Annotated in this window: 20 protein-coding genes; 6 read left to right on the forward strand and 14 right to left on the reverse strand. The window is 32.0% G+C overall.

The window, feature by feature from the left end:
• Positions 1–129: 129 nt before the first annotated feature.
• The 6 genes from RCH18_RS05535 to RCH18_RS05560 form a co-directional block, all read right to left on the reverse strand.
• On the reverse strand, positions 130–1374 hold the full coding sequence (locus RCH18_RS05535) for an MFS transporter (RefSeq protein WP_326935759.1): 1245 nt from the start codon (positions 1372–1374) through the stop codon (positions 130–132).
• 57 nt (positions 1375–1431) lie between these two features.
• A complete protein-coding gene (locus RCH18_RS05540; RefSeq protein ID WP_326935760.1) occupies positions 1432–2565 on the reverse strand; it encodes a galactose oxidase in 1134 nt (377 codons plus the stop codon).
• A gap of 220 nt (positions 2566–2785) precedes the next feature.
• Positions 2786–3706 (reverse strand): dihydrodipicolinate synthase family protein, encoded by a 921-nt coding sequence (locus tag RCH18_RS05545; protein ID WP_326935761.1) that lies wholly within the window; start codon positions 3704–3706, stop codon positions 2786–2788.
• Between the two features lie 80 nt (positions 3707–3786).
• Positions 3787–5238, reverse strand: a complete 1452-nt coding sequence (locus RCH18_RS05550; RefSeq protein ID WP_326935762.1) for a RagB/SusD family nutrient uptake outer membrane protein — start codon at positions 5236–5238, stop codon at positions 3787–3789.
• A gap of 19 nt (positions 5239–5257) precedes the next feature.
• Positions 5258–8689, reverse strand: coding sequence for a SusC/RagA family TonB-linked outer membrane protein (locus tag RCH18_RS05555; RefSeq protein ID WP_326935763.1), 3432 nt, complete (start codon positions 8687–8689; stop codon positions 5258–5260).
• A gap of 90 nt (positions 8690–8779) precedes the next feature.
• Positions 8780–10021, reverse strand: coding sequence for an ROK family protein (locus RCH18_RS05560; protein ID WP_326935764.1), 1242 nt, complete (start codon positions 10019–10021; stop codon positions 8780–8782).
• A 451-nt stretch (positions 10022–10472) separates the two neighbouring features.
• Here RCH18_RS05560 and RCH18_RS05565 point away from each other — a divergent pair, with 451 nt between their 5' ends.
• On the forward strand, positions 10473–11201 hold the full coding sequence (locus RCH18_RS05565) for a DUF4339 domain-containing protein (protein WP_326935765.1): 729 nt from the start codon (positions 10473–10475) through the stop codon (positions 11199–11201).
• On the opposite strand, the gene RCH18_RS05570 is transcribed toward RCH18_RS05565, so the two are convergent.
• Positions 11202–12062 carry a DMT family transporter gene (locus tag RCH18_RS05570; protein WP_326935766.1) on the reverse strand — a complete coding sequence of 287 codons (861 nt, stop codon included), beginning with the start codon at positions 12060–12062 and terminating at the stop codon, positions 11202–11204.
• 252 nt (positions 12063–12314) lie between these two features.
• On the opposite strand from RCH18_RS05570, the gene RCH18_RS05575 reads away from it, so the two are divergent.
• On the forward strand, positions 12315–13310 hold the full coding sequence (locus RCH18_RS05575) for a metal-dependent hydrolase (protein ID WP_326935767.1): 996 nt from the start codon (positions 12315–12317) through the stop codon (positions 13308–13310).
• A gap of 52 nt (positions 13311–13362) precedes the next feature.
• On the opposite strand, the gene RCH18_RS05580 is transcribed toward RCH18_RS05575, so the two are convergent.
• The 4 genes from RCH18_RS05580 to RCH18_RS05595 form a co-directional block, all read right to left on the reverse strand.
• The gene (locus RCH18_RS05580; RefSeq protein ID WP_326935768.1) at positions 13363–13956 is read right to left on the reverse strand and encodes a 2OG-Fe(II) oxygenase; all 594 of its coding nucleotides are present in this window, start codon (positions 13954–13956) and stop codon (positions 13363–13365) included.
• Between the two features lie 273 nt (positions 13957–14229).
• A complete protein-coding gene (locus RCH18_RS05585) occupies positions 14230–15693 on the reverse strand; it encodes an AAA family ATPase (RefSeq protein WP_326935769.1) in 1464 nt (487 codons plus the stop codon).
• Between the two features lie 207 nt (positions 15694–15900).
• Complete coding sequence (locus tag RCH18_RS05590; protein WP_326935770.1) at positions 15901–16047, reverse strand: hypothetical protein; 147 nt, start codon at positions 16045–16047, stop codon at positions 15901–15903.
• Positions 16016–17134, reverse strand: a complete 1119-nt coding sequence (locus RCH18_RS05595) for a vWA domain-containing protein (RefSeq protein WP_326935771.1) — start codon at positions 17132–17134, stop codon at positions 16016–16018. Before RCH18_RS05595 ends, RCH18_RS05590 begins: the two co-directional genes overlap by 32 nt.
• Before the next feature lie 464 nt (positions 17135–17598).
• Between RCH18_RS05595 and RCH18_RS05600 the strand changes: the two genes are divergently transcribed.
• Positions 17599–18363, forward strand: a complete 765-nt coding sequence (locus RCH18_RS05600) for a GIY-YIG nuclease family protein (RefSeq protein ID WP_326935772.1) — start codon at positions 17599–17601, stop codon at positions 18361–18363.
• A 210-nt stretch (positions 18364–18573) separates the two neighbouring features.
• A complete protein-coding gene (locus tag RCH18_RS05605) occupies positions 18574–18801 on the forward strand; it encodes a hypothetical protein (protein ID WP_326935773.1) in 228 nt (75 codons plus the stop codon).
• Positions 18802–18817: 16 nt separating this feature from the next.
• On the opposite strand, the gene RCH18_RS05610 is transcribed toward RCH18_RS05605, so the two are convergent.
• From RCH18_RS05610 to RCH18_RS05620, 3 genes are read right to left on the reverse strand one after another with little or no spacing between them, the layout of a single operon-like run.
• Positions 18818–19198: a YchJ family protein gene (locus RCH18_RS05610; RefSeq protein ID WP_326935774.1), complete on the reverse strand. Its 381-nt coding sequence runs from the start codon at positions 19196–19198 to the stop codon at positions 18818–18820.
• A 14-nt stretch (positions 19199–19212) separates the two neighbouring features.
• The gene (locus RCH18_RS05615) at positions 19213–19455 is read right to left on the reverse strand and encodes a hypothetical protein (RefSeq protein ID WP_326935775.1); all 243 of its coding nucleotides are present in this window, start codon (positions 19453–19455) and stop codon (positions 19213–19215) included.
• Positions 19442–19618 carry a hypothetical protein gene (locus tag RCH18_RS05620; RefSeq protein WP_326935776.1) on the reverse strand — a complete coding sequence of 59 codons (177 nt, stop codon included), beginning with the start codon at positions 19616–19618 and terminating at the stop codon, positions 19442–19444. The genes RCH18_RS05615 and RCH18_RS05620 overlap by 14 nt, the downstream gene beginning before the upstream one ends.
• 315 nt (positions 19619–19933) lie before the next feature.
• On the opposite strand from RCH18_RS05620, the gene RCH18_RS05625 reads away from it, so the two are divergent.
• Positions 19934–22777, forward strand: a complete 2844-nt coding sequence (locus RCH18_RS05625; RefSeq protein WP_326935777.1) for a PAS domain S-box protein — start codon at positions 19934–19936, stop codon at positions 22775–22777.
• Entirely contained in the window at positions 22774–23169 is a 396-nt protein-coding gene (locus RCH18_RS05630; RefSeq protein WP_326935778.1) for a response regulator, read from the forward strand. Before RCH18_RS05625 ends, RCH18_RS05630 begins: the two co-directional genes overlap by 4 nt.
• The last annotated feature ends 162 nt before the right edge of the window (positions 23170–23331 follow it).

The following is a 23331-nucleotide window of genomic DNA, read 5'->3' on the forward strand; positions in this document are numbered from 1 at the left end:
TTAAATACCTATCTGAAGAGGCGAAACCTTATATTTCTCCTCAACAGATGGATCTAACCAAAAAAAATAACTTTATTGAAATTTAATTACTTGATTTATAAATGAATACTTGATTATATAAATCAAGAATTATGCATCTACATAATCATTGACTTTAGGACGCAAAAAACTTATTTGAATAATTAACGCAAGTAAAACTACACCTGCCATTAAGGCAAAGCCGCTACCTAAAGTACCGCTATCCGAATATTTCCCTAACAAAGATGTAACTAAAGCACCACCACCTACGCCAACCATATTTAGAACTCCATAAGCGGTAGCTCTATATTTTGAAGAAACAAACTGACAAAGAATCGGCATATTATTAGCATCAAACATTCCGTAACCAATACCGAAACAAAGTGCCGCTCCCACTACATTCAATAATGAATGACCAAAACCAAGAAGTAATAAAGCAGGAATCGTTAATCCTAAACCTATAGCGCTGGTGTAAACTCTACCTTTAACATTTTTTTGCACCCATCTATCAGATAAAATACCGCCAAAGATCACTCCTATAAAAGCGGATACCGATATTGTGATAGTCGCTAAAGGTCCTGCTTGTTCCATAGGAATATTTAAATTTTGTGAAAATAAAGTCGGCAACCAGTTTTTAGTAGCCCAACCTGGTAAACTAGGAATAGCAAAATAAAATAAGATAATCCAAAAAGACATATTTGTAAATAAGATACTCAAGCCTTTAAGTACGGATTCTTTTTCTGGCTTTACGCTAGCAAGAGTGGCTTTAGATTGTGATTTAGGATGCTTGAATTCCTTTAATAAAAACACTAAAAATCCAGAATATATGATTCCAATAAGTCCAAAATAATGAAAAGTGGTATGCCAAGAAAAAGATGCAGCGATAGTAGCTCCAAAACCGCCAATTGCTGAACCCATATATAAACCTGTCATGTGAATGCCTATGGCTAGTGATCGTGTCTTTTTTTGATGGTAATCAGCAATAAGAGATAATCCTGCTGGAATATACAAAGCTTCGCTCACTCCCATTAAAGCTCTTAACCAATATAATTGGTTGTAGCTATTTGCTAATCCCATCGCGTACGTGACTGCTGACCATACAAAAAGACTACCTACAATAAGCCATTTTCTGTTCATTTTGTCGGCAATAATTCCTGATACAGGACTCATTAAAGCATAAATCCATAGAAATATAGCCATTAAGCGTCCAAAATTTTCGCCTGAAACTAATTCAGGAATATCGGTTTCCATCGATGGACGCATGGTAGCCAACATTTGTCTATCCATATAATTTAGCAATGCGACTATCCATAACAAGGCTACAACAAGCCACGGATAATATTTAGAATCTTTCATATTTATGCGTATATTTTTAGCTTATTTACTGTTTAAGAAATGGAAATAATTAAAAAACTATTTAGTAATGGAACCTAACATAATATTTGGAGTTCTAACTCCTGGTTTAATTTCCCCACTTGACAAGATTATTTTTTTATCCCATAAAACTGCGGGAGAGGTCACGTGGGGCAAAAATGGTAATTCGTCTATTTTTGACCACGTATTTTCTATGGTATTGTATAACAACACTCCGTTGTAAAATCCTTGATGATTGATTACCAATTGATTCTTTTTAGCTATTAAATCAGCCTTTTCTTGTTCTGATTTGGCATTGGCGATTTGGGACAAATAGGTTTCTATTTGGTGAAAAATAACACCATCGTCTCCACCAATAATTAATAGAGAATGTGCTCCCACGGCAACTCCAGCTCCAGCCGAAAAATTCATATTCTTTTTTCCATCAGAGATTGTTGCAGCAGTTTCCCAAGCTTGTTTTTTTAAATCGAAAATAAAAGTAGTATTATGCAAATCACTTATACCAGAAGCGGTTTTTGTTCTTCCTCCTATTACGTAAATATTCATTCCGTTTTTTCCTTGCTGTGCAATCACCACTGCATTGGCTAAAGCCATTGGTAAAGTAGGTAAGATTTTCCACTTTGGATTAGCTTCCTTTAAATCTAAACTAGCAAATAAATCAGAAGATTTCGCTGCTTCATCGCCACCAATTGCATAAATTACATTATTATTTTGTGCCAACGAAATATTTGCGGCAGCAATAGGATAATCAGGTAAAACGGTGACCTCAGTTTGCTTTTTATCTTTATTCCAATTTAACAAATAAGATCTATTAGACAGTCCATTTTCATTTTCTCCACCAACATATACTACACCTAAACTTGCAGTTGTAGAGCCACAATAGGCAATTGGTTCAGGCAATTCGCCCCTCACTTCTATAATCCAAGAAAATTCATCTGTACACTTTTTAAGTATATGAATAGTTTTAGAGTAATATTTCTTTCCTCCTTCCCAAGGCATTTTATCAGGAAAATTGGCGCCGCCTGTTACAACCAATGCATCATTGCTGATGCCATTTATGGATCCTGCAAATCCGAGAGATAGACTTCCATCAGCATTCTCTAACTGAGTCGCCGTTTTCCACTTTACGTTTTTCACTTCTTTTTTTTGAGAAAATGCGTCAGTTGTTGCCATAATAAGGGATATTAATAGTAGAGAAAAAATAGATTTGTTCATCGTTATAATTTTCTATTAAAACGTGCTGTTAAATTATTTGTGACTTTAAAGTCATTCAAAAATTAAAAATGGATGTAGGTATTAAACATAACCTACCCTAATTCACACGTATGGTAATGTGAATTATTGTTATTATCTAAGAATTATATTGGAATTTTTATAGACTTTTAACTAATAATTATTTTGATTTGAATTGGTCAAAATTCAAACTTGCTACATCTTGTTTGAATAACTCAAAATGTTCAGTGCTCATGTTTTTGACAGGCAATCTAAACTCTCCTAGATTAAATCCTACCATTTTCATATACGCTTTACCAACAGAGATACCGCCATATTTACCGAGCAGTCGTATCATATCAATTGATTTTTGCTGTAGAACACGCGCTTTAACTAAGTCATTAGTGTTGAAAGCATCAATTAAGTCATAGTAAAGAGGAGCCGCATAGTTAAAAGTACTTCCTACTGCGCCTTTTGCGCCTAATACTAATGCGGACAGCATATTTTCATCACGTCCCCAAAGCATATCGTATTTCCCATCGGCATACGTCATACAACTTTGATAATCCATAAAATCTTCATGCGTATATTTGACTCCAGCAAAATTGGGTAATTTTCCATCTAAAGCTCTTACTAAATCAAACATTGGAAAGTTTACTCCAGTCAATACAGGAATATGATAATAATACACGGGCATGTTAGGCACTTCCTTTCCTACTTCAATACAGATTTGTGCTAATACATCAACATTTGCTGGTTTAAAATAAAAAGGACCCGTTAATGAAACGGCGTATAAACCAATTTCATAAGCGTGTTGCGCTAGTTCAATACAATCAGCAAGACAAGTTCCTGCAAGAAATGCCATTACTTTAAAATCAGCATCATCATTACTACAATCAGCCCATGCTTGAGCTACTGCTTTTTTTTCGGCTAAAGTTGTTGAAACTCCTTCTCCAGTAGAACCATTAATGAAAGCGCCTGTTACTCCATTTTGTTTTAAAAAAGAATAGTAAGTTGGTATTTGACTTACGTCTAATTTTCCATTTGTATCAAATGGCGTAAAAGGAGCCGATATTAAACCTTGTAAATGTTGAATTTTCATGAAGATGTTTTTTTTATTAATTATAAGAATAAGCCAGAAATTTAAGAAATATCTGGCCTCAAAATTCATTTATAATAGTTTTATGGATTAGGTGTAATTTTAGGATTATAATTTAAAGTGTTCTGCGATATTGGAAACAAAATCTTTTTCCCCGCCATAGAAGTTATATTAGCAGTTTTATAAAAACGAACTAAATCCCACCATGCTTTTCCTTCGAAAGCTAATTCATGTAAACGCTCTCTTAAAATTGCATCATCATTATCAGCTTTAGAACCATTTATAAATGATGCTGTAGGATCTGCTCTTTGTATAACTAAATTCATTTCCGTAGATGGATCTTGATTTAAGGCGTTTTTAATTTCAGCTTTCATTAATAAAATGTCAGCCCAACGATAAATGATAATATCACTCACAAATCTTCTGGTAGTTCCATCAACTGTTCCATTATATTTTACTAAACCTGTTACAACGGGCGTAGCTCCATTCATCAAGGTTAAATAAGTAGCTGATTTGCGGGTATCAGTATTAGAAAAGTTAAAACGTGTAATATCTGGTTGTACTCTTGAGATACCAGCATTTCCTGCTCCACCTCCTAAAGTTCCAAAGGTTGTTATAGCAGTTGCTGCCGTTAAAGGTGCAAAATCGCTTGGACCTACAAACATAAATGAATTCCAGTTATCTGAGACTGATGAAGGAACATCGGCTAAAGAATATCGAATAGCAAATAGTATTTCATTATTTCCTTTATTATTAAAAGAAAATACATCTTTAAAATTAGATAGTAAAGCTGGTCCTGCTGGGATTGCATTAATCGCTGTTAAAGCGGTGGTCAAATCTGGTGTTCCACCAGCAAGTTGCTTTGCAGTCCATAAATTAACCTCAGATTTTAGTGCATATACAGAGGCTAATGATAATTGTGTTCTATTAAGATTTGCATCAGGAAAATTTGAAATTGCTAATTCAATATCTGATTTTATAAAAGTAAAGACTTCAGCAACCGTGTTACGTGGAATAATATATTCTCCTTGATTGGTATTCTCCGTAGGTGTTGTTACAATTGGAACTCCACCCCAAGAACGAGCCATAATAAAATAAGCTAAAGCACGCATTGAATAAGCTTGCGCTAAATATCTTTTTTGTTCATTTTGAGTTGTTGGACTAAAAGAAATTATAGGCACATATTTCAAAATTAAATTTGCCTGGTGAATTACAGTATAAAGACCTGACCAATCTACATCAATATTTTGAGGGGTTAAATTATTATTATAATAATTTGCTAAATTCAATGGTGACTGCACACCGCTCGTAATTTCAGCACTTCTAGCTCCGCCCAATAAATAATAATTTTGTTGCGATACATTTCTAAAATTGTAATACATCCCATTAACTCCTGCTTTAGCGTCATCTTCAGTTTTCCAAAAACTATCAGAAGTAATTACACTCTCTGATTTAAGATCCAAATCATCCTGACAAGAATTCAGTATTGAAAAACTTGTAAAGAGTATTGTGTATAAAAAAAATTTCTTTCTCATTATGTTTTTTTTTAAAAATTTACAATCCAATATTTAAACCAATTGTGATGCTTCTAGGTACAGGATAAGTTCCTTTCGCTCCAGCATCATTCAATCCTAAACTAGAACCTCCATCAACTCCTTGCACTTCTGGACTTAAACCAGTGTACTTAGTAAAATAATATAAATTACTACCTGTTAAGTATACTCGTATATTAGACAATTTTATTTTTTTAACTATACTTTCTGGTACATTATAACTTACAGTTATTTCTCTTAAACACAAATAATCACCACTTTCATAATATCGACTATTACCTTGGAACATATTTGTATTATAAGATGCACCACCTGCCTCAGATCTAAATAAATTATTTTGGTTAGTTTGATCTGCCCATCGATAACGAGGTACATTTGTAATATCGCCCTCTTTTTGCCAAGACTGTAAACTTTCAGCGATTAGCCCATAATTTCCTTGAAATTGACCAACGAAACGTGCTCGAGCTTCATTATAAATGGTTGACCCTATTGAATAATCAGTTCTAACTGCTAACGAAAGACCTTTATACTCAGTTGTAAAGTTAAAACCTCCGGTATATTTTGGCAACATATTACCCATGTAAGCTCTGTCTCTACTATCAATTATACCATTTTTATCAGTATCTTCAAATATGGCATCACCTGCAAATTTATTTCCTGTTGGATTTCCTCCATTTACAGCAGTTTTTGAAACATAATTATCCCTTGTGGTCAAATTATAAGCATCTGCTTCTGCTTTTGTAGAAAGAATAGATAATTGCTTATGAGCATAAAAATTTCCAATTTTCTGTCCCTCTTGTAAACCGCCAACGTATTTATAACTTCCACTTTCTACATCCCAAATTTCCGTCCCTCCAATTCTGTTATTAATATTACCATTGAATGGAAGCTTTTCAATTGTATTAATGTTATGAGAAATATTTGCGCCAATATTGATTTTTAAATCATTTTGATTATATACATTAGCATTTAACTCTAACTCAAATCCTTTACTTCTCAATCCACCTAAATTAGTTAAAACAGTTGAAAAACCACTATTAGAAGGTAGTGTTAAGTTAGTCAATAAGTCTGAAGTTAGTTTATTATAGAAATCGCCTAACAATCTAATTTTATCATTACTAAATCCTAAATCAAAGCCAGCATTAAAGGTTTGTGATTGTTCCCATTTTAAACCGGGGTTTGCAATTTGAGAATTTACAATTGCAGACTGTCCGTTGTAACTGTTTGCAAATCCATTAGAAGTTCCTGAATATAAACCACCTGCTTGAAAATCACCTAACGTACCTAGATTTCCGTTTACGCCAAAACTTCCACGAATTTTTAAGGAAGAAATTACTTCTGGCATTACAGACCATATTTGCTCTTCATGGACGTTCCAGCCTACAGATAAGCCTGGAAAAAAACCATACTTATTATCTGGTCCTAAACTTGAAGCACCATCATATCTAAATGATGCTGTTGCAAAATATCTACTTTTATAATCGTAATTTAAACGACCAAAAATACTATTCAAAACTAATTTAGTATTGTTGCTAAATACAGAAACAGGTGTAGGAGAAGAATCTAAGGTTTGGGCAAGATCAGATGGACTTCCTTTTCCTGATGCGTTAAATAATTTGATTGTTCTATCAAATTTGGAAACGCCCAATTTGCCTTGAAAATCACCTATGTTTTCTAAATTTTTAACATAAGTCAATACTCCTTCATATTGAAATTGTGCAATTTGATTGCTTAATCTTGTTGCAGTACGTGTATTATCGACTAAACCGTTACTACCACTTAAAAAGGCTTGTTGAAAGGTATTGTTATTTTCATTTTCGCTGTAAAGAGAAAGAGATGGTGTAAAAGTTAAATCCTTATTGATTTTGAGATCGCCATCAACACTCATTTGCAATTTATCATTTTCATTTATTCCTTTCACTTTGCCCATTTGATACAACGGATTCCCATTAATATTGTTTTGTCCAGGAGCTAGTGAACCGTCTTCTAAGTATAATTTTGTTGTTGGCGAATTTCCTAGATAGCGGTTAAATACGACGCTACTAGCCACTACTTGATTATTACTTGCTCTAGAATATAATACACGTCCATTTAAGGTGAAATTATCAGCTACTTTCAATGAGGCGTTCAATTTACTTGTAAAACGTTGATAGCCAGTAAATATGGTAATCCCGTCCCCTTTTAAATATCCTAGACTTAAGTCGAACACTCCTTTATCACTGCCGCCACTAATTCCTAACGTATGATTCTGTGTTATTGCAGACTGAAACAATACATCATTCCAATTCGTGCTTTTATACATGATAATATTTGCAGCATTAAGTGGATCGGTAATTTCTTGCCAGCCTTTAGCTTGTAAATCTCCAATAGTACTTGCTGATAAATTAGATTTTAATAGAGTGGCAAACGGTGTATTTGATAATAAATTATTACCTGTTCCTGCTGGAGATGCTCCTGTCAATTGTCCTAATCTGGCAATACCAGTGGTGGTAGAAAGTCCTGCAATTTCTGCAGCGTTATAAAGACCTTGTCTTTGTAATCTGATATAATTTCCCCCATCTAAAAAATCGTATTTCTTACCTACTTGGCTATTTTGCGTAGAGACGTTGTAAGTAATTTTAGTTTTACCTGCTTTACCAGTAGATGTAGTGATAATAATAACTCCATTTGAAGCACGAGCCCCATAAATTGAAGTAGCGGCCGCATCTTTTAAGACTTGTAAAGAAGCAATATCAAGCGGATTTATGTCGTCGATTTGAAAACGAATAACACCATCAACAATATACATTGGCGTAGCGCCCGAAGGATTGTCAATAGATGTTCCTCCACGAACTAAAATATTTGATGCCTTGCCAGGTTGGCCAGATGCAGTGCGAACCGTTAGTCCTGTCACATTTCCCTGCAATGCTTGAGTAACATTAGAATAAGGTACGTTTTCAAGAACTTTTTTATCTAATTTAGAAATTGAGGTACTTAAAGTTCTTCTGTTTTGTTGTCCATAACCTACAACAATGACCTCATTCATTTGCTGTCCTACTTCTTTAAGAACTATTGTCAGTGGTAAGTTACCAATAGTAACTTCTTGTTCTTGAAGACCAATATATGAAACAATTAATGTAGTCACATTGTCAGGAATCTCAAATGTGAAATTACCATCAAAATCTGTTTGTGTAGATAATTTAGACCCTTTTGCAGTTATGTTTGCTCCAGGTATTGCTTCTCCTTTTTCATCAACTACTCTACCTTTAATAATTTTCTGAATAAAATTATAAGCAACATCAATTTTAGGGTTGTCTTTATTTTTTACAGTTGATTCTTTAGCCGAAACTTGAATTGTTACAGCTGTTAGAAAGATTGTAACTACATGGGCAACTTTCCGGTTTTTTGAAGACAACCAAGAAGTTGGTGGTCGTTTTTTAATTAAACATTTCATAGGTCTTTAATATAAGTTTGATTGTAAACTTACAAAATTATTTAACAAACAATATATAATTATTAAAAAATTTTAATAAATATCTTAATTTTAGGAATTTGTTGCTATAAAAACAGAATGTAACATTTTTTCCTTCACTACACAACAAGCGCCAATTACGCCAGCACGCAACCCTAAACTTGATTTTTTTAATTTAACATCTCTATTTACCAGTCCTAAAGAATATTTCTTTAATGCAGATTGAATTGGCAACAGCACATAACCCCCTAATATGGAGAAATCACCACCAATAACAAGTAACTCAGGATTAAAAATATTGAGAATCATAGATAAATAACGCCCCATTTTCTCGCTTTGTTTCGATATTAATTCAACACATAAGCTATCTTCATATTGCAGGGCTCCATTTATGATCGTATAATGTTGCAAGCTATTTGAATTTTCATCTAGTACAATTTTAGATTGTTTTCCTTCCTTGATGGCTTCTTTAAATTGATTGACTAAAGACCAACCTGATATTTCTGTTTCTAAACATCCTGTTTTACCACATTGACATAAAATTCCATTATCAAATATATTGCTATGACCAAATTCCCCTGAATATCCCGATTTTCCATAGTATAAGTTGCCATCCGTAATAATTCCGATAGCAACTCCCCAACCATAATTTAAGTAAATCACATTTTGTTCTTCATCAACAACTCCTTTTCGATATTCACCAAACGCCATTGCTCTAGTATCGTTTTCTAAACGAACGGGCAAACCTAGCTGTTCAGAAATGATTTCATATAAGGGACGATTTTCACTAAAAAAGAAGTTATAACTAAACCCTTCCATAGAGTTGATGCGACCTGATAAATTGATACAAGCGCCTACAATCATTTGTCTATCGACGGCTGTATCATCGACAAAAGAATTAATTAAATGACAAAATTCTAATAGCGAATCTTGAGTGTTTTCTAAAATAAAAGATATTCCTAATTCTATACTAACAAACTCACTCTTTATATTTTGCAATCCAATAGACATGCTACTTCTACCTACTTCAATTCCTAAAAAATAAGCACAAGTAGGGTTAATACTGTATAGAGAAGGACGTCTTCCACCACTATTAGTGATTTTCCCCATATCTACAATATAATCTTCAGTTAGTAATTCATTCACAGCTTTAGTCACTGTAGGTACACTAGATTGTAGTTCAGCACCTAACTCAGCAATAGTAGCGTTGCCTGTGGACAAAAGTCTTTTAACAATTGACTGTCGCAACACATGCCATTTTTGACCAGAAAGGCTGCTGTCATTACTAAGGTCTAATAAATCTTTTAAACTCATTTGATTTTTTTTTTAAATAATTGGAAAGCTTTAATTACAAACGTACTATAATTATTTTTAATTTTTCCATGTCCTTATCTTTAGACCTCAGCAATGGTTATCGTTTAAAACTTTTGAAAGTCATAATACATGTGCGAGCTAAAACACCTTAAATTGTATCTCATATAATTTTTAAAATTTAATATTGTAATTGACTTATATATTTCTAGTAGTATTTTATATTTAAAAAGTAATTTTTAGGTAGAAGTAAGCTTTCTATCATTGATAGTAATGCCAGTATTATTAAACACGATAAAATCAATAATAACAATAATATCAACACCTAATTTAAAGATAATGTCATGAAACTATTTAATTTTACGCTTATAATCTTAAAATTTTCCGGCTTCATGGTAATACAAAAAAAACAATTTGTTTTGTACATTTGAATTTTCAAATAATCATCTGCTTCATGAAATCTTATTACTTACATAACGGCACTGAAAGTACCGGTCCTTTTGAATTAGTAACTCTTAAATCTATAGAACTACTAAAAACTACTCCCGTGTGGTGCGAAGGTATGACCGATTGGAAACAGGCTGGAGATGTACCTGAATTGCAATCTCTGTTTATTGCGACACCTCCGCCTTTTAAAATAATGCCAGATATTAGAGCTGATGATTTAGATATTGAAGTAGAAGAACAATTAGATTCAAAGGTACTGGGAATTAATAAAACTCTCTTTTATATGCTCAGTGCGCTTATTATAATGACTATAGGAACATTTGTTTTTACCATGTTTAAAAACGAAAGAACTGCCGATATAAATCAAAAAAACAGTATCACTGAAAAGGATAATTTACAATTTCAGTTGCAAGAGAAACGAATTGAGGAACAAAAAAGTCAAATCATTGAGCGGGAAAAATTAGAACTGGAAAGAATTTTGAAAGAAAAAAAAATCCGACTAAATACAGACGTTGTTGTACTGCAAGAAAAACTTTTTGTAAATGTAAGCGCTTTAGACCAAGCTAAAGACCGACTTAAAAAAGCTCAGGAATTTCAATTATTACGATCAGCTAGCGAAAAAGATCAGGAAATCAAGCTAATTGAGAATGAAATTGAAGCCATAAATAAAGATATTGTTCAAATTAAAAAAGAAATGGATCATATCTATTTAGAGTTAGAAAAAATAAAAATTTAATCAATGTAATTTTAATTGGGAGAAGACTAATAATACAATTGCTATCAAAGCTAAAAAAAGTCCTAAATAATTTAATTTAGTTAGTTTTTCTTTAAACATAAAAATACCAATTATACTTCCCAATATAATTACCCCAATGTTCATACCAGCGAAAACAGTAGAGGGATTTTCTGAAAATGCCTGATGCGCTTTTAAATAAAAAAGTATATTTCCAAAATTGAAAACACCAACTAATCCACCAAAGGCTAAATTTTTGAATTCTAAAGCTGTATTTTTTATGATTGATTCATAAACAATTACCATTATCATAATAAGTAATGCAACACTAAAAACCACAAATAATGATGTAGTATAAGGCAAAGTGGTGTATAATGCAATTTGTTTAAAAAGAATATCAATCAGTCCAAATCCTAGTAAAACTAATGCAGGATAAATCCATTTGTTTTCGGTTTTTTCAGTAGGTTTCGCCAAAATCAGTGCTATTGCTGGTAATCCAATAATCAGCGCTGTAATTTTCAAAGTGCTAAATTCCTCTTTAAAAATAAACCAAGCCGCGAGAATAGGTATAAAAAGTGAAAGTCGTTGAGCAGCATCGGTTTTTACTATTCCAATATGTTTTATTGACGCTGCCAAAACTAGGAAAACAGTGGGCAACAAGAGCCCAATAATGATATATAAACTCCATGGTGATTGCGCACTTACAGACGTTAAATCAGGACTGAAAAAAAAATAACAAAATAACAAAGCAAAGAAATAATTTGAGGCAACAATCTGGGAATTATTGACCTTATATTTTCGAGATATTTTAAAAATAACACCTACTGTAACACTGCATATAACACTTAAAATAAGAAAAAGCATAACAAAATTTTAGAACGCAAAATTACTGTTTATTGTTAAATGGAGAGTTTATTTCTAAAATTAATATGCGTTAGCACATTAAGGCTTCAAATTCGAATAAATACCTTAAAATTTTTGCGACAGAATTCATAAATTTCCACAGTTATAAAATCATTTTAATTTTTTTGATCTGTAGCTCAAAAAATAATTACATAACATGCAATTTATAATACTTCAATTGTGAAGTCGATTGATAAGACTTACTTTCGCAGTATGGATTCTTTTACTCAAATCGTTCTCGGAATTGCAGTAGCCGAAGTATGCGCTGGCAAACAACTAAAAAATAAAACTTTTTTGTACGGTGCGATTTTAGGAACACTGCCAGATTTAGATGTGCTTGTTGGATTACTCTTAAATCCTGTAGATGCAGTATTAATTCATCGCGGAATTAGTCATTCGCTTTTTCTATTTTTATTAATTAGTCCGCTTTTTGGATATATAATTTCAAAAATAGAAAAAGGAAAAATTAACTTTTTTCATGCAACTAATATGTCTTTTTGGGTTTTATTCACTCATGTATTGCTAGATATGTTTACCTCTTGGGGAACTCAAATACTGTGGCCATTGGAACATCGATTTGCTTTAAAAACCATTTTTGTAATTGATCCTTTATATACCATTCCACTTATTATCTCACTAATAATGGTAGGGAAAACAAAAAACGAAACCTTCCGATATAAATATATAAAAAGAGGATTACTAGTTAGCAGTTCGTATTTACTTTTGTCCTGTTTTATAAAATTATATATCTTATCTCAGTTTGAAAAAGCATTATCTAAACAAGGAATTCAATATGCAGAAATTATTGTAAAACCAACCGCTTTCAACTTGATTCTGTGGAATGCAAACATCGCGACTACGAACCATTATTTACTCGCTGACTATTCCCTTTTTGATACCCAGCCTATTTCATTTGAAGCGTACAGTAAAAATATCACTTTAGAAAAGCGTTTAATAGGAAATTCAGATTTTGAAAAGCTTAAGCAAGCTAGCGAAGGTTGGTATATTATCTCTAAAAAAGATAATCATTTATACTTTAATGATTTGCGATTCGGCCTTTTAAATGACAATCCAACGAGCCCACAATTCGCCTTTAGTTATCAATTCATTCAAAGCAATTCTGAGTTAAAAGCTATCGAAGTTCCTAAAAGTAAACGCGATGGGAAAAGATTACTACAAAAGATTTTCACTCGAGTGAAAGGCAATTAATTTCAGTAGAGTATGTCTTTTTAATAACGAATATTATTTAGCATCTACGAAATTAATCACTCTTTAACCAACCCGTAATACTCATTCTGGTACTGTTAGTAACTAATACTTCATGTACTAGCTCGTCACTTTTAAAGAAAACGGTTTTACCTTGTGTTGGCGCAATATTTTGATTGTGATCTACCTGGTAAATTAGTAATTCGCCACCATCTCTTTCTTGCCAATTAGCATTTAGGTAGCTGATCATAGAGTATTTCCGGCTAGGATTGCTTTTAAATTGATCCAAATGTTTTAAATAGAAATCACCCGGTTCGTATAAGGAATAATGAAATTCATAACTAGTGATACCGGCATAACAACTTTGATTTAAATAAAGTATAAATTCTTCTATCAAGGTAAAGAATTCATTTTCAAATGCATTGTTGTGTTTTTTGTCTAACCAATAAATAGAATCACTCCGAATTGCTCCATCATACAAAACTTTTTCTGCGTTTCCTGTGCCTGCCTCAACCAATAAACTTTTAGTATTGAGAGCAATTAAGTTTTGCTTTAAATTATTGGCTAAAGTATCACTCAAAAAATGTTCTGATATACCTACTTTATTTTCAATATAAGTGGCAATTAAAGTCTCGAAGTTATTTTCCATGTCAATTCTCATTGACTGCTTAGACCGCCAACGGGTAAAAGTAGAAAAAAAAAAATTTGGATTGAATTATTGTGAAATAAATATAAGTTGTTTTTTTACCGCAGATTCGCTGATTATTAAAAACTTTAATTAAAAGTCAAAAATTTAAATTGTTTTATTTGAAATACTAAATTTATTTGTCAACAATATATAAATTTAAAATCTGCGAATTTGCGGTTAGAACAATAGTAATTAAAAAAAAGGGCTTAGAACTAAATCTAAACCCTTCTCAATTTACAATTTACTGATAAAACTACCGTAAATATCTTTAAATTGATACCCTTCTGAGAAGCGATCTTTGCTTAATTTTTTATATTCTACTAAAGCCCACAATATAAACTCTTTCATAAAAAATTTATCTTCATTGGAGACTTGTGGCTGATATTTTTTGATTAAAATTTCAAGTGGAACTATACTTCCCAATATTCTCTGATAGTCTTCATCTGAGCAGTCGTCTAATAATTCAAAACCACTTTCGGCAAAAAACCAATCGATGATATCTGTATAAGCAGTTTTTTCATCTTGTTTTTCTAACTTTTCAATCTTTGGAAAATAGGCCGGGAAAAAAGTATGAATTGCATCACCTAATAAATGTTGCGCCACTTCAGCTGCTCCCTCTTGTTCTCCTTCATAAACTAATTCAACTTTTCCAGTGATAGAAGGTATAATTCCCATAAAATCTGATAAACGCACCGTTGTTTTATCATCACCAGCTTTTAAAGCTCTTCTCTCTGCTGTGCTTAGTAAATTCTCAAAAGCCGTAATACTCAATCGAGCACTAATTCCACTTTTATTATCAATATATTCACTTTCTCGAGCTTCAAAACTAACTTGCTCCAGTAAATCTCTTGCCAGTGAAGGCACATACACCATTTCGTTTTGTAAAGAATCTAACTTTGCTTCTTGCTCTGTTATGGTTCTAGCAATTTTGATAGTATCAGGGTAATGCGTTAAAATTTGCGAACCTATTCTATCTTTCAGTGGCGTTACAATACTTCCTCTGTTAGTGTAATCTTCAGGGTTAGCTGTAAATACAAATTGCATATCGAGCGGCAATCTCAATTTGAAACCTCTAATTTGGATATCACCTTCTTGTAGGATATTAAACAAAGCAACTTGGATTCGAGCTTGTAAATCGGGTAGTTCATTGATGACAAAAATACAGCGATTCGCTCGTGGAATCATTCCAAAATGTATCACACGATCATCAGCGTAAGAAAGTTTTAGATTGGCTGCTTTTATAGGATCAATATCACCAATCAAATCGGCAACTGTTACATCCGGTGTAGCTAGTTTTTCAAAGAAACGATCGCTTCTGTGCAACCAAGATATTGGTGTTTGGTCGCCTTTACTTTCAATCATATCCTTTGCAAATCGGGAAATCGGATTCATAGGATCATCATTAATCTCTGAACCTGTCACAAATGGAATATATTCATCCAATAATTCGATCATTTTACGTGCTAATCTCGTTTTGGCTTGACCACGTAACCCCAATAAATTGATATTATGACGCGACAAAATCGCGCGTTCCAACTCTGGAATTACAGTATTCTCAAAACCATGGACTCCTTCAAAAGTAGTTTGTCCAGCTTTAATCTTCTCTCTCAAATTCGAACGCAATTCGTCTTTAATGGTTTTACTTTCGTAATTCACTTTTCTTAAATCGCCAAGTGTATTTATATTTTCTATTTTCATGTTTGTTTTTTTTAACCACAAAGTTCACCAAGTTTTTACGCAAAGTTCACCAAGATTAATTTTATATTTTATTACTGCTATTCTCTAAATATATTTTTAACTAATTACTTATAACTAATAACTACTTTCTTTCATCTTTCCTCTTTCCTCTTTCCTCTTTACTCTTTACTCTTTCCTCTTTACTCTTTCCTCTTTCCTCTTTCCTCTTTACTCTTTACTCTTTCCTCTTTCCTCTTTCCTCTTTCCTCTTTCCTCTTTCCTCTTTCCTCTTTCCTCTTTCCTCTTTCCTCTTTCCTCTTTCCTCTTTCCTCCTAAATTAAAACTACTTAATCCTCTTCTTCCTATTCGTCTCATAATCTTCAAAAATCATTTCTCCTAGTCCTTTGAGACCAGTATAAAATGCTTTTCCTTGATTCGCTTCGGTAAAATGGTTTACAAATTTTTGCAAATACGGATCATTGGCGATCATAAACGTAGTAATGGGAATGTGCAACTTTCTGGCCTGTTGTGCCTGATTGTAACATTTATCCACAATATATTCATCCAGACCGTTACTATTCATGTAATAGGAACCATCTTTTTCTCTAACGCAACTCGGTTTCCCATCGGTAATCATAAAAATTTGTTTGTTGGTGTTACGTTTGCGACGCAAAATATCCATAGCCAACTGCAATCCAGCGACTGTATTGGTATGATAAGGTCCCACTTTTAAATACGGCAAATCGCTAATTTGGATCGTCCAAGCATCATTTCCAAAAACCAAAATATCTAAAGTATCTTTTGGATAGCGCGTTGTAATTAATTCCGCCAGCGCCATCGCTACTTTTTTAGCAGGTGTAATTCGATCTTCGCCGTACAAAATCATACTGTGGCTTATATCAATCATCAACACCGTACTCATCTGGGATTTAAACTGCGTTTCCTCAACAACCAAATCGTTTTCGGTCAACATAAAATCCTCGACACCATTATTGATTTGGGCATTGCGTAGACTTTCTGTCAACGAAATTCGTTCCAGTCCATCTCCAAAATGAAACTCCCGAAACTCACCTGTATGTTCGTCTCCACTTCCTGCATGTTTGGTTTTATGATTCCCACTTCCAGAGCGTTTTAGATTGCCAAAAATAGTATCCAGAGCTTGCTGTCTTATCGCACGTTCCGTCTTGGCGGTAATCCCAATTCCCGAAGTTCCGTCCTCCTTTAGTTCATCACGGATATATCCTTTTTTCCTTAAATCTTCAATAAAATCATCAATAGTATATTGTTCATCGGTGAGTTTATATTCCTTGTCTAATTCTCGCAACCAGTCGATCGCTTCATCAAAATCTCCCGAAGTATGGGTAATTAACTCCTTGAAAATCCCAAAGAGTTTATCAAACGGGGACTGAAACGGCGCTTCATATTGCTTGAAAAAGAAACCTTTTTTATTTACATTTTCCATAGACTTTAAAATTACATCATTTTGCAGCGTCCTTCAGGCAAACGTTTACTAATTTTTAGTTAAATGAGATTTTAGGTGACTCTTTTCATAATGATTTGGGCGTGTCCACGCTTCCACTAACGTTGCAGCGCGGTCGTGCTATACGTTTCAATCTCCCTGAAAAGCGGGAGGATTTCCACTACTATCACTCACGCGCGATTTGTGCAAGAAAGATAATTGTCATTAAAAGGTGGTAATGAATTTGTTACAAAATTTTATGTATTTGGGTTTAGTAATGTATGTGAAATAGTCATACATATCCGCCCACAATTGGCTAAGTATTTATGATTTTGTCATACGCATAAATAAGTTACAAGCAAGCTGAAAAAAATCACATAAAGATGAACAATCGTCCTTAAACAATACAAATCTTTCTTCCAGACGGAAATCCAACAAGTATAAAGATTGCAGAAATTACAAATCGAATGATTCATGCGACTTTGATTCCACGTAATAAGTTACTAGATAGTGAAGCTAGACAAGAAATCAAAAAGTACGGTGTTTGTTTTTTGTTTGGAATTAACGAAGACAAAGCTAAACCTATTGCATACATTGGGGAAACCGATGACTGTTTTAAAAGACTAAAAGATCATAATAGACAAAAAGAGTTTTCGAACTATGCAATCGCAATAACTTCGAAATCAGAAATATTTACAAAATCACATGTAAAATTTCTTGAGTACTATTGTGTTAAAACTGCGAAAGAAGTTGGACGATATGATTTAGAAAACTTAACAGTTCCAACTAGAGAACATATTTCAGAGAGTATGGAAGCTGATTTACATGATAATTTTGAAACAATGAAAATCTTGCTATCAACTTTGGGCTTTCCAATCTTTGAAGAAATTCGAAATGCTGAAACTACATCAAAAGAAATTTTACATTGTAAGGGAAAAAATGCACTTGCGCAAGGAGAATTATCTGACGATGGTTTTGTTGTATTTAAAGGTTCCAAAGCTAATATCGAAGAAACTAAAACTGCTGGAGAAAGGGTTTTAGGAGTCAGAAATAAACTTAAAGAAAATAATATTATACAGTTACAAAATGATGTTTACATCTTTACGGAAGATTACCTTTTCGGATCTCCAAGTGCCGCTGCAGCAGCCGTATTAGGAAGAAGAGCAAATGGCTGGACAGAATGGAAAAACAAGGACAAAAAAACTATTGACGAAATTTATAGAATTATATAATAACAGAGCCAGCCGACAACGCATGATAAAATTCATTTCAAAATTTACACTTGTCAGAAATTTTGTTTTCACGAAAATATTTTATCTTACCTAAAGTTCTCAGTTAGCTATCATTAATAATGTACTTTTAGCGCGGAGACGTTACAAGTACTTGTACCTCAAAATCAGTAACATAACCAACCTTTAAAACAAAAAATATAAAATTGAAATATGAAAACATTAGCAAAACGCAGACTTTTTCTTGAAGAAAAACAATTAAGAAATTCTCACATTCCACCTGAGTTTATGTATCAGAATCTTTACAATGCAGACATTCGAAAATTTTATAGTTTTGAAATAATTCTTGAATTACAAGATGCTAAAACGCGTCTTTTTTTATACAATACTTTAAGATTCCTTTTTTTAACGGTTTCAATTAGTACTAAAAGCAAATTCTAATTAATTATTTGTCAACTCAAAAAAACTTCCCATCAACATAAAACCAACTCCCATTTTCAAAAACAAAACTAGAAAGTTCGTGATGAATTTGGTTTTGACCATTATCGTCTAAATAATATGCTTTGAACCCCACCGTATTTTCCGTAGCGTGCAGCACTTCTAATTTTTGCCAATGATTACTCGTCGCCCATTGTAAAATATCGTCAATACTATAAAACTTCCTTGTAGAAATATGAGTGGTCGCTTGTAAATAATCAGCATGAAGTGTTGCGTATGCGGAGTACCGAGAACGCATTAAAGTCACGGCAGTTGTCGCATTATAAGCCCCTTTAATAATTGGCTCGCAACAATCTCGGAACTGCTTGCTAGATCCGCAGTAACAGTCTATTATAATCATTATTATACTAAAAATTAATTGGAAGAAGTAGCTTGTCCATTAAGCCCAACAATTTTTTGATGCAATTGGTTTAATAATACTTGATATTTACTCACTTCCAGCAAATCCTCATCTTCTTGAGCGAAATCTAGTAATTCATCTAAGTCTTCACTTACTTCCGCTAATTTGTTTTCTGCTTCTTTAGCGTTTTTATCTGCAATTAAATCGATTATCACTTGAACACCTACTTTTACTGTGGCAAATTTATTTTTTTCCATGATCTTTATTTAAATTAGTGTCTTGTATATTGTCTTCATTAAACTTCTTTACGATTTGCTTTAATTTCTCCTTACGAACTATTTCAGCTTGCTTGATTTTATCTTGTGCTTTATGCAATTTATCATTGTGCTTCTTTATATTTCTTTCGTTGTTTCTACCCATAGATTATTAATATTTGATATTTGGTGTTGAACTAATTATGCATAAAGATAAATTTAATAACAACTCAGCTCAACGGTCATAATTTATCCTCAAAATTTTCTTAATATAATAACAATTAAATAATCACTGATAACTGACTAGCTAACAAAATTAGTGATTAATAAATAATAATTATTGAATTGCTTAAATCAATCAAAACCTTTTTATCGTAAACTTTCTAACAAAATTGGAATTTTTACCCGTTTACTTAATAATTCATATCATTATTTAACTTTTTTTTATATTTTTGATCATTATAAACCGTTTTTTTAAAACATGGATTCAAAAGAAAAACAAGATAAATTTGCTGAATGGTTTTATAAACGACCTAAATTAACTGGATTTATAACATTTTTAATTCTGAGTTATATTGCGAGTTTTATCGTTTTTCAACAATATAAATTGATGAAGGAAGATGAACAGCGGGAAATGAACACCATTCTCAATGTCATCCGTCAAAATATAGAACAATCTCTAAAAAATTGCTATACTACTACTTTGACTCTTGCTTTGACTATCGATGATGAAGGTATTCCCAAAGATTTTGATATTATAGCTAAAAGATTAATAGCTTCAAACTATAGTATTCACACTGTCCAACTTTCGCCTAATGGGATTGTAAAGTATATTTACCCGCTTGAATCAAACCGCGGAGCTTTAAATTTAAATATACTTAATGATGTTAGCAATAATAAAGATGCATTAAAATCTATTGCGACTAAAAAAATGTATTTTGCGGGTCCTCAAAAATTAAAGCAAGGTGGATTAGGTATTATTGGAAGATTTCCTGTTTTTGAAAATAATAAATTTTGGGGATTTTCATCAGTTATATTAAGTTTAAAATCGTTGTTAAAATCAGCAGGTATTGAAAATATTGATAACTCTAAATATTATTTTCAATTCTCAAAATATGATATGTTAAAGAAAAAGGAAACTTTTTATTTATCAAATCCCACCGATTTTACTAAGCATTATAGTATGTCTACCACAATTCCAGATGGAGACTGGAAGTTACATATTATTGCTAAAGAACAAAATTTTTTTCAAGCTCAAATATTAATTCCAGGAATTATTGGAATATTTTTGGCAGCACTTTTTGGTGTTTTAATTTTTAATTTACTTAAAAAACCAAAAGAGTTAGAACTTCTAATAAACGCACAAGCTCGAAAATTAATAAATTCTGAAATCAAATATCAAGTCATTTTTGATCAAGCAGCTGTTGGTATTGCTTATTTAGATTCATTTACTGGAAAGTTTATTGAAACAAATGAGAAATATTGCCAGTTATTAGGGTACACACAAAAGGAAATGAAAGAGTTGAATTTCCAATCTATTACGCATCCAGAAGATTTAGCAGAAGATTTAGTGCTTTTTGAGAATATCAAAGAGGGATTAATTGAAAATTATTCGATAGAAAAAAGATTATATATTAAAAATGGCGATGTTTTATGGATTAACTTAACGGTTTCACCTCTTTTAAAAGAAGATTATTCGTTTGTAAATCATATTGCAATTATAGAAGACATATCAATTAAAAAAAATGCCGAAATATTAATTAAAAATAGTGAAATAAGATTTAAAAGTCTTTTTGAGGATACGCCAATTCCATTATGGGAAGTAGATTTTTCTGATGTCAAAAAATATCTATTAAAAATAAATTTAATAAATCAAAAGCCTAAAGCTGTTAATGCATATTTAAAAGCTAATTCACAAATATTTTATGACTGCCTCGCTCTAGTAAGAGTAATTGACGTAAATGCAATGAGTTTAACCTTATGTGAATTTGAAAATAAAGAAAACTTAAAATTAGGATTTAGTAAAATTATTGGATCAGATGCGATAGGCGATTTTAGTAAAATAATAACTGCTATTACACAAAAAGCAACGCAAGGGATATTTGACACTACAATTATTAATGCAAACAAAGAGATTCGCAATATTGATTTAAGGTGGAATGTTATTCATGGCTATGAAGAAAATCTTGAACGAATTATTATTTCTACGGAAGAGATAACGGAACGTAAAAATTCTGAAAAAATAATAGTAGAATCTCAATTGCGTATTGAATCATTGATTAATACAATTGACGGTATTGTTTGGGAATGCGACGCAATTAATTATACTTTCAATTTTATTAGCAATAAAGTCACTAAAATATTAGCATATACAACTACGGAATGGTTGTCCTCGCCCACTTTCTGGTTGGATCATGTTCATGAAGAAGATCGAGTGTGGGTTCAAGAATTTTGTGATAACCAAATTAAATTGTTGCAAAATCATGAATTTGAGTATAGAATGATCGCCAAAGATGGACGAACCGTTTGGATGCGCAATATAGTAACGATAATAAGTAGTGATGGAATTGCTACCCAACTACGCGGTCTCACACTTGATATCACAAAAAATAAAGAAGCTGAAAAAGAACTACATGCCTCCTTTCAATTAGTTTCTGAGCAGAATAAAAGATTACTCAATTTTTCCTATATTATCTCACATAATTTAAGATCTCATACTAGCAATATTGCATCGATTATTTCCTTAATTGAATCAGCAGAAAATGAAGAAGAACGTGAACAATTTTTAGAATTATTAAAAAGCGTTTCTGCTTCTTTAGATGAAACAATGCTGCATTTAAATGAAGTTATCAATATTAATACGAATACCAGTATATTAACCGAGCCATTGCGATTACAACATTATATTACAATGACTACTAATTTATTACAAGATAGTATTAAGATTAATGAAGTTGAAATAACTAATGAAATTGATCCTGACTGTACAATCATTTATAATCCAGCCTATTTAGAAAGTGTTTTGTACAATATAATTTCAAATGCTATTAGATACCGTCATAGTGAGCGTAAACCTAAAATAATTATAAGTTTACATCAGGAAAATGGATTCAATGTTCTTACAATCACGGATAATGGAATTGGAATTGATTTAAAAAGAAATGGTAATAAAATTTTTGGAATGTATAAAACTTTTAGTACTAATGCTGATTCTAAGGGCTTAGGATTATTTATTACTAAAAATCAAATTGATGCCATGGGTGGATTTATAAATGTAGAAAGTGAACTCAATATTGGGACAACATTTAAAATCTATATAAAATGATAAAAAAAACAGTTTGGATCATAGATGATGACCCTATCTATCAAACCATAATACATAAAATAATTAAAAAATCGGATATCTTTTCGATGATCTGTTCGTTTAGTAATGGTCAGGAAGCATTTGATGAATTATTAAATTTGACAGATAGTTGTACTAATTCTCCAGATTTAATTTTACTAGATGTTAATATGCCTATAATGGATGGATGGGAATTTATGGATGAAATGTTACTCCAACAAGATAAAATTAAAAAAAATATCGTGATTTACTTGGTAAGTTCTTCAATTGCACTAGAAGATAAAACTAAAGCACAGTCTTATTCCAATATTTTGGGATATTTATCAAAACCAATAACAATTCTTGATTTAGTTTATATTGTATCAAGACTTTAGTTAATAAAGTGATACGATTTAACCTCCGTCTTCAAAATTTTTAATATAAAAATTCTTTGAATAAAAACTTTACATTTCCTTTATCAGTGCTTCAAGATTTAAAAATAATTTATTTTATTAAAAAAATTGATATTACTAATTTACAGATGAATGCAAACAGAA

Source organism: Flavobacterium sp. PL11 (assembly GCF_035985025.1).
Taxonomy (GTDB): Bacteria; Bacteroidota; Bacteroidia; order Flavobacteriales; family Flavobacteriaceae; genus Flavobacterium.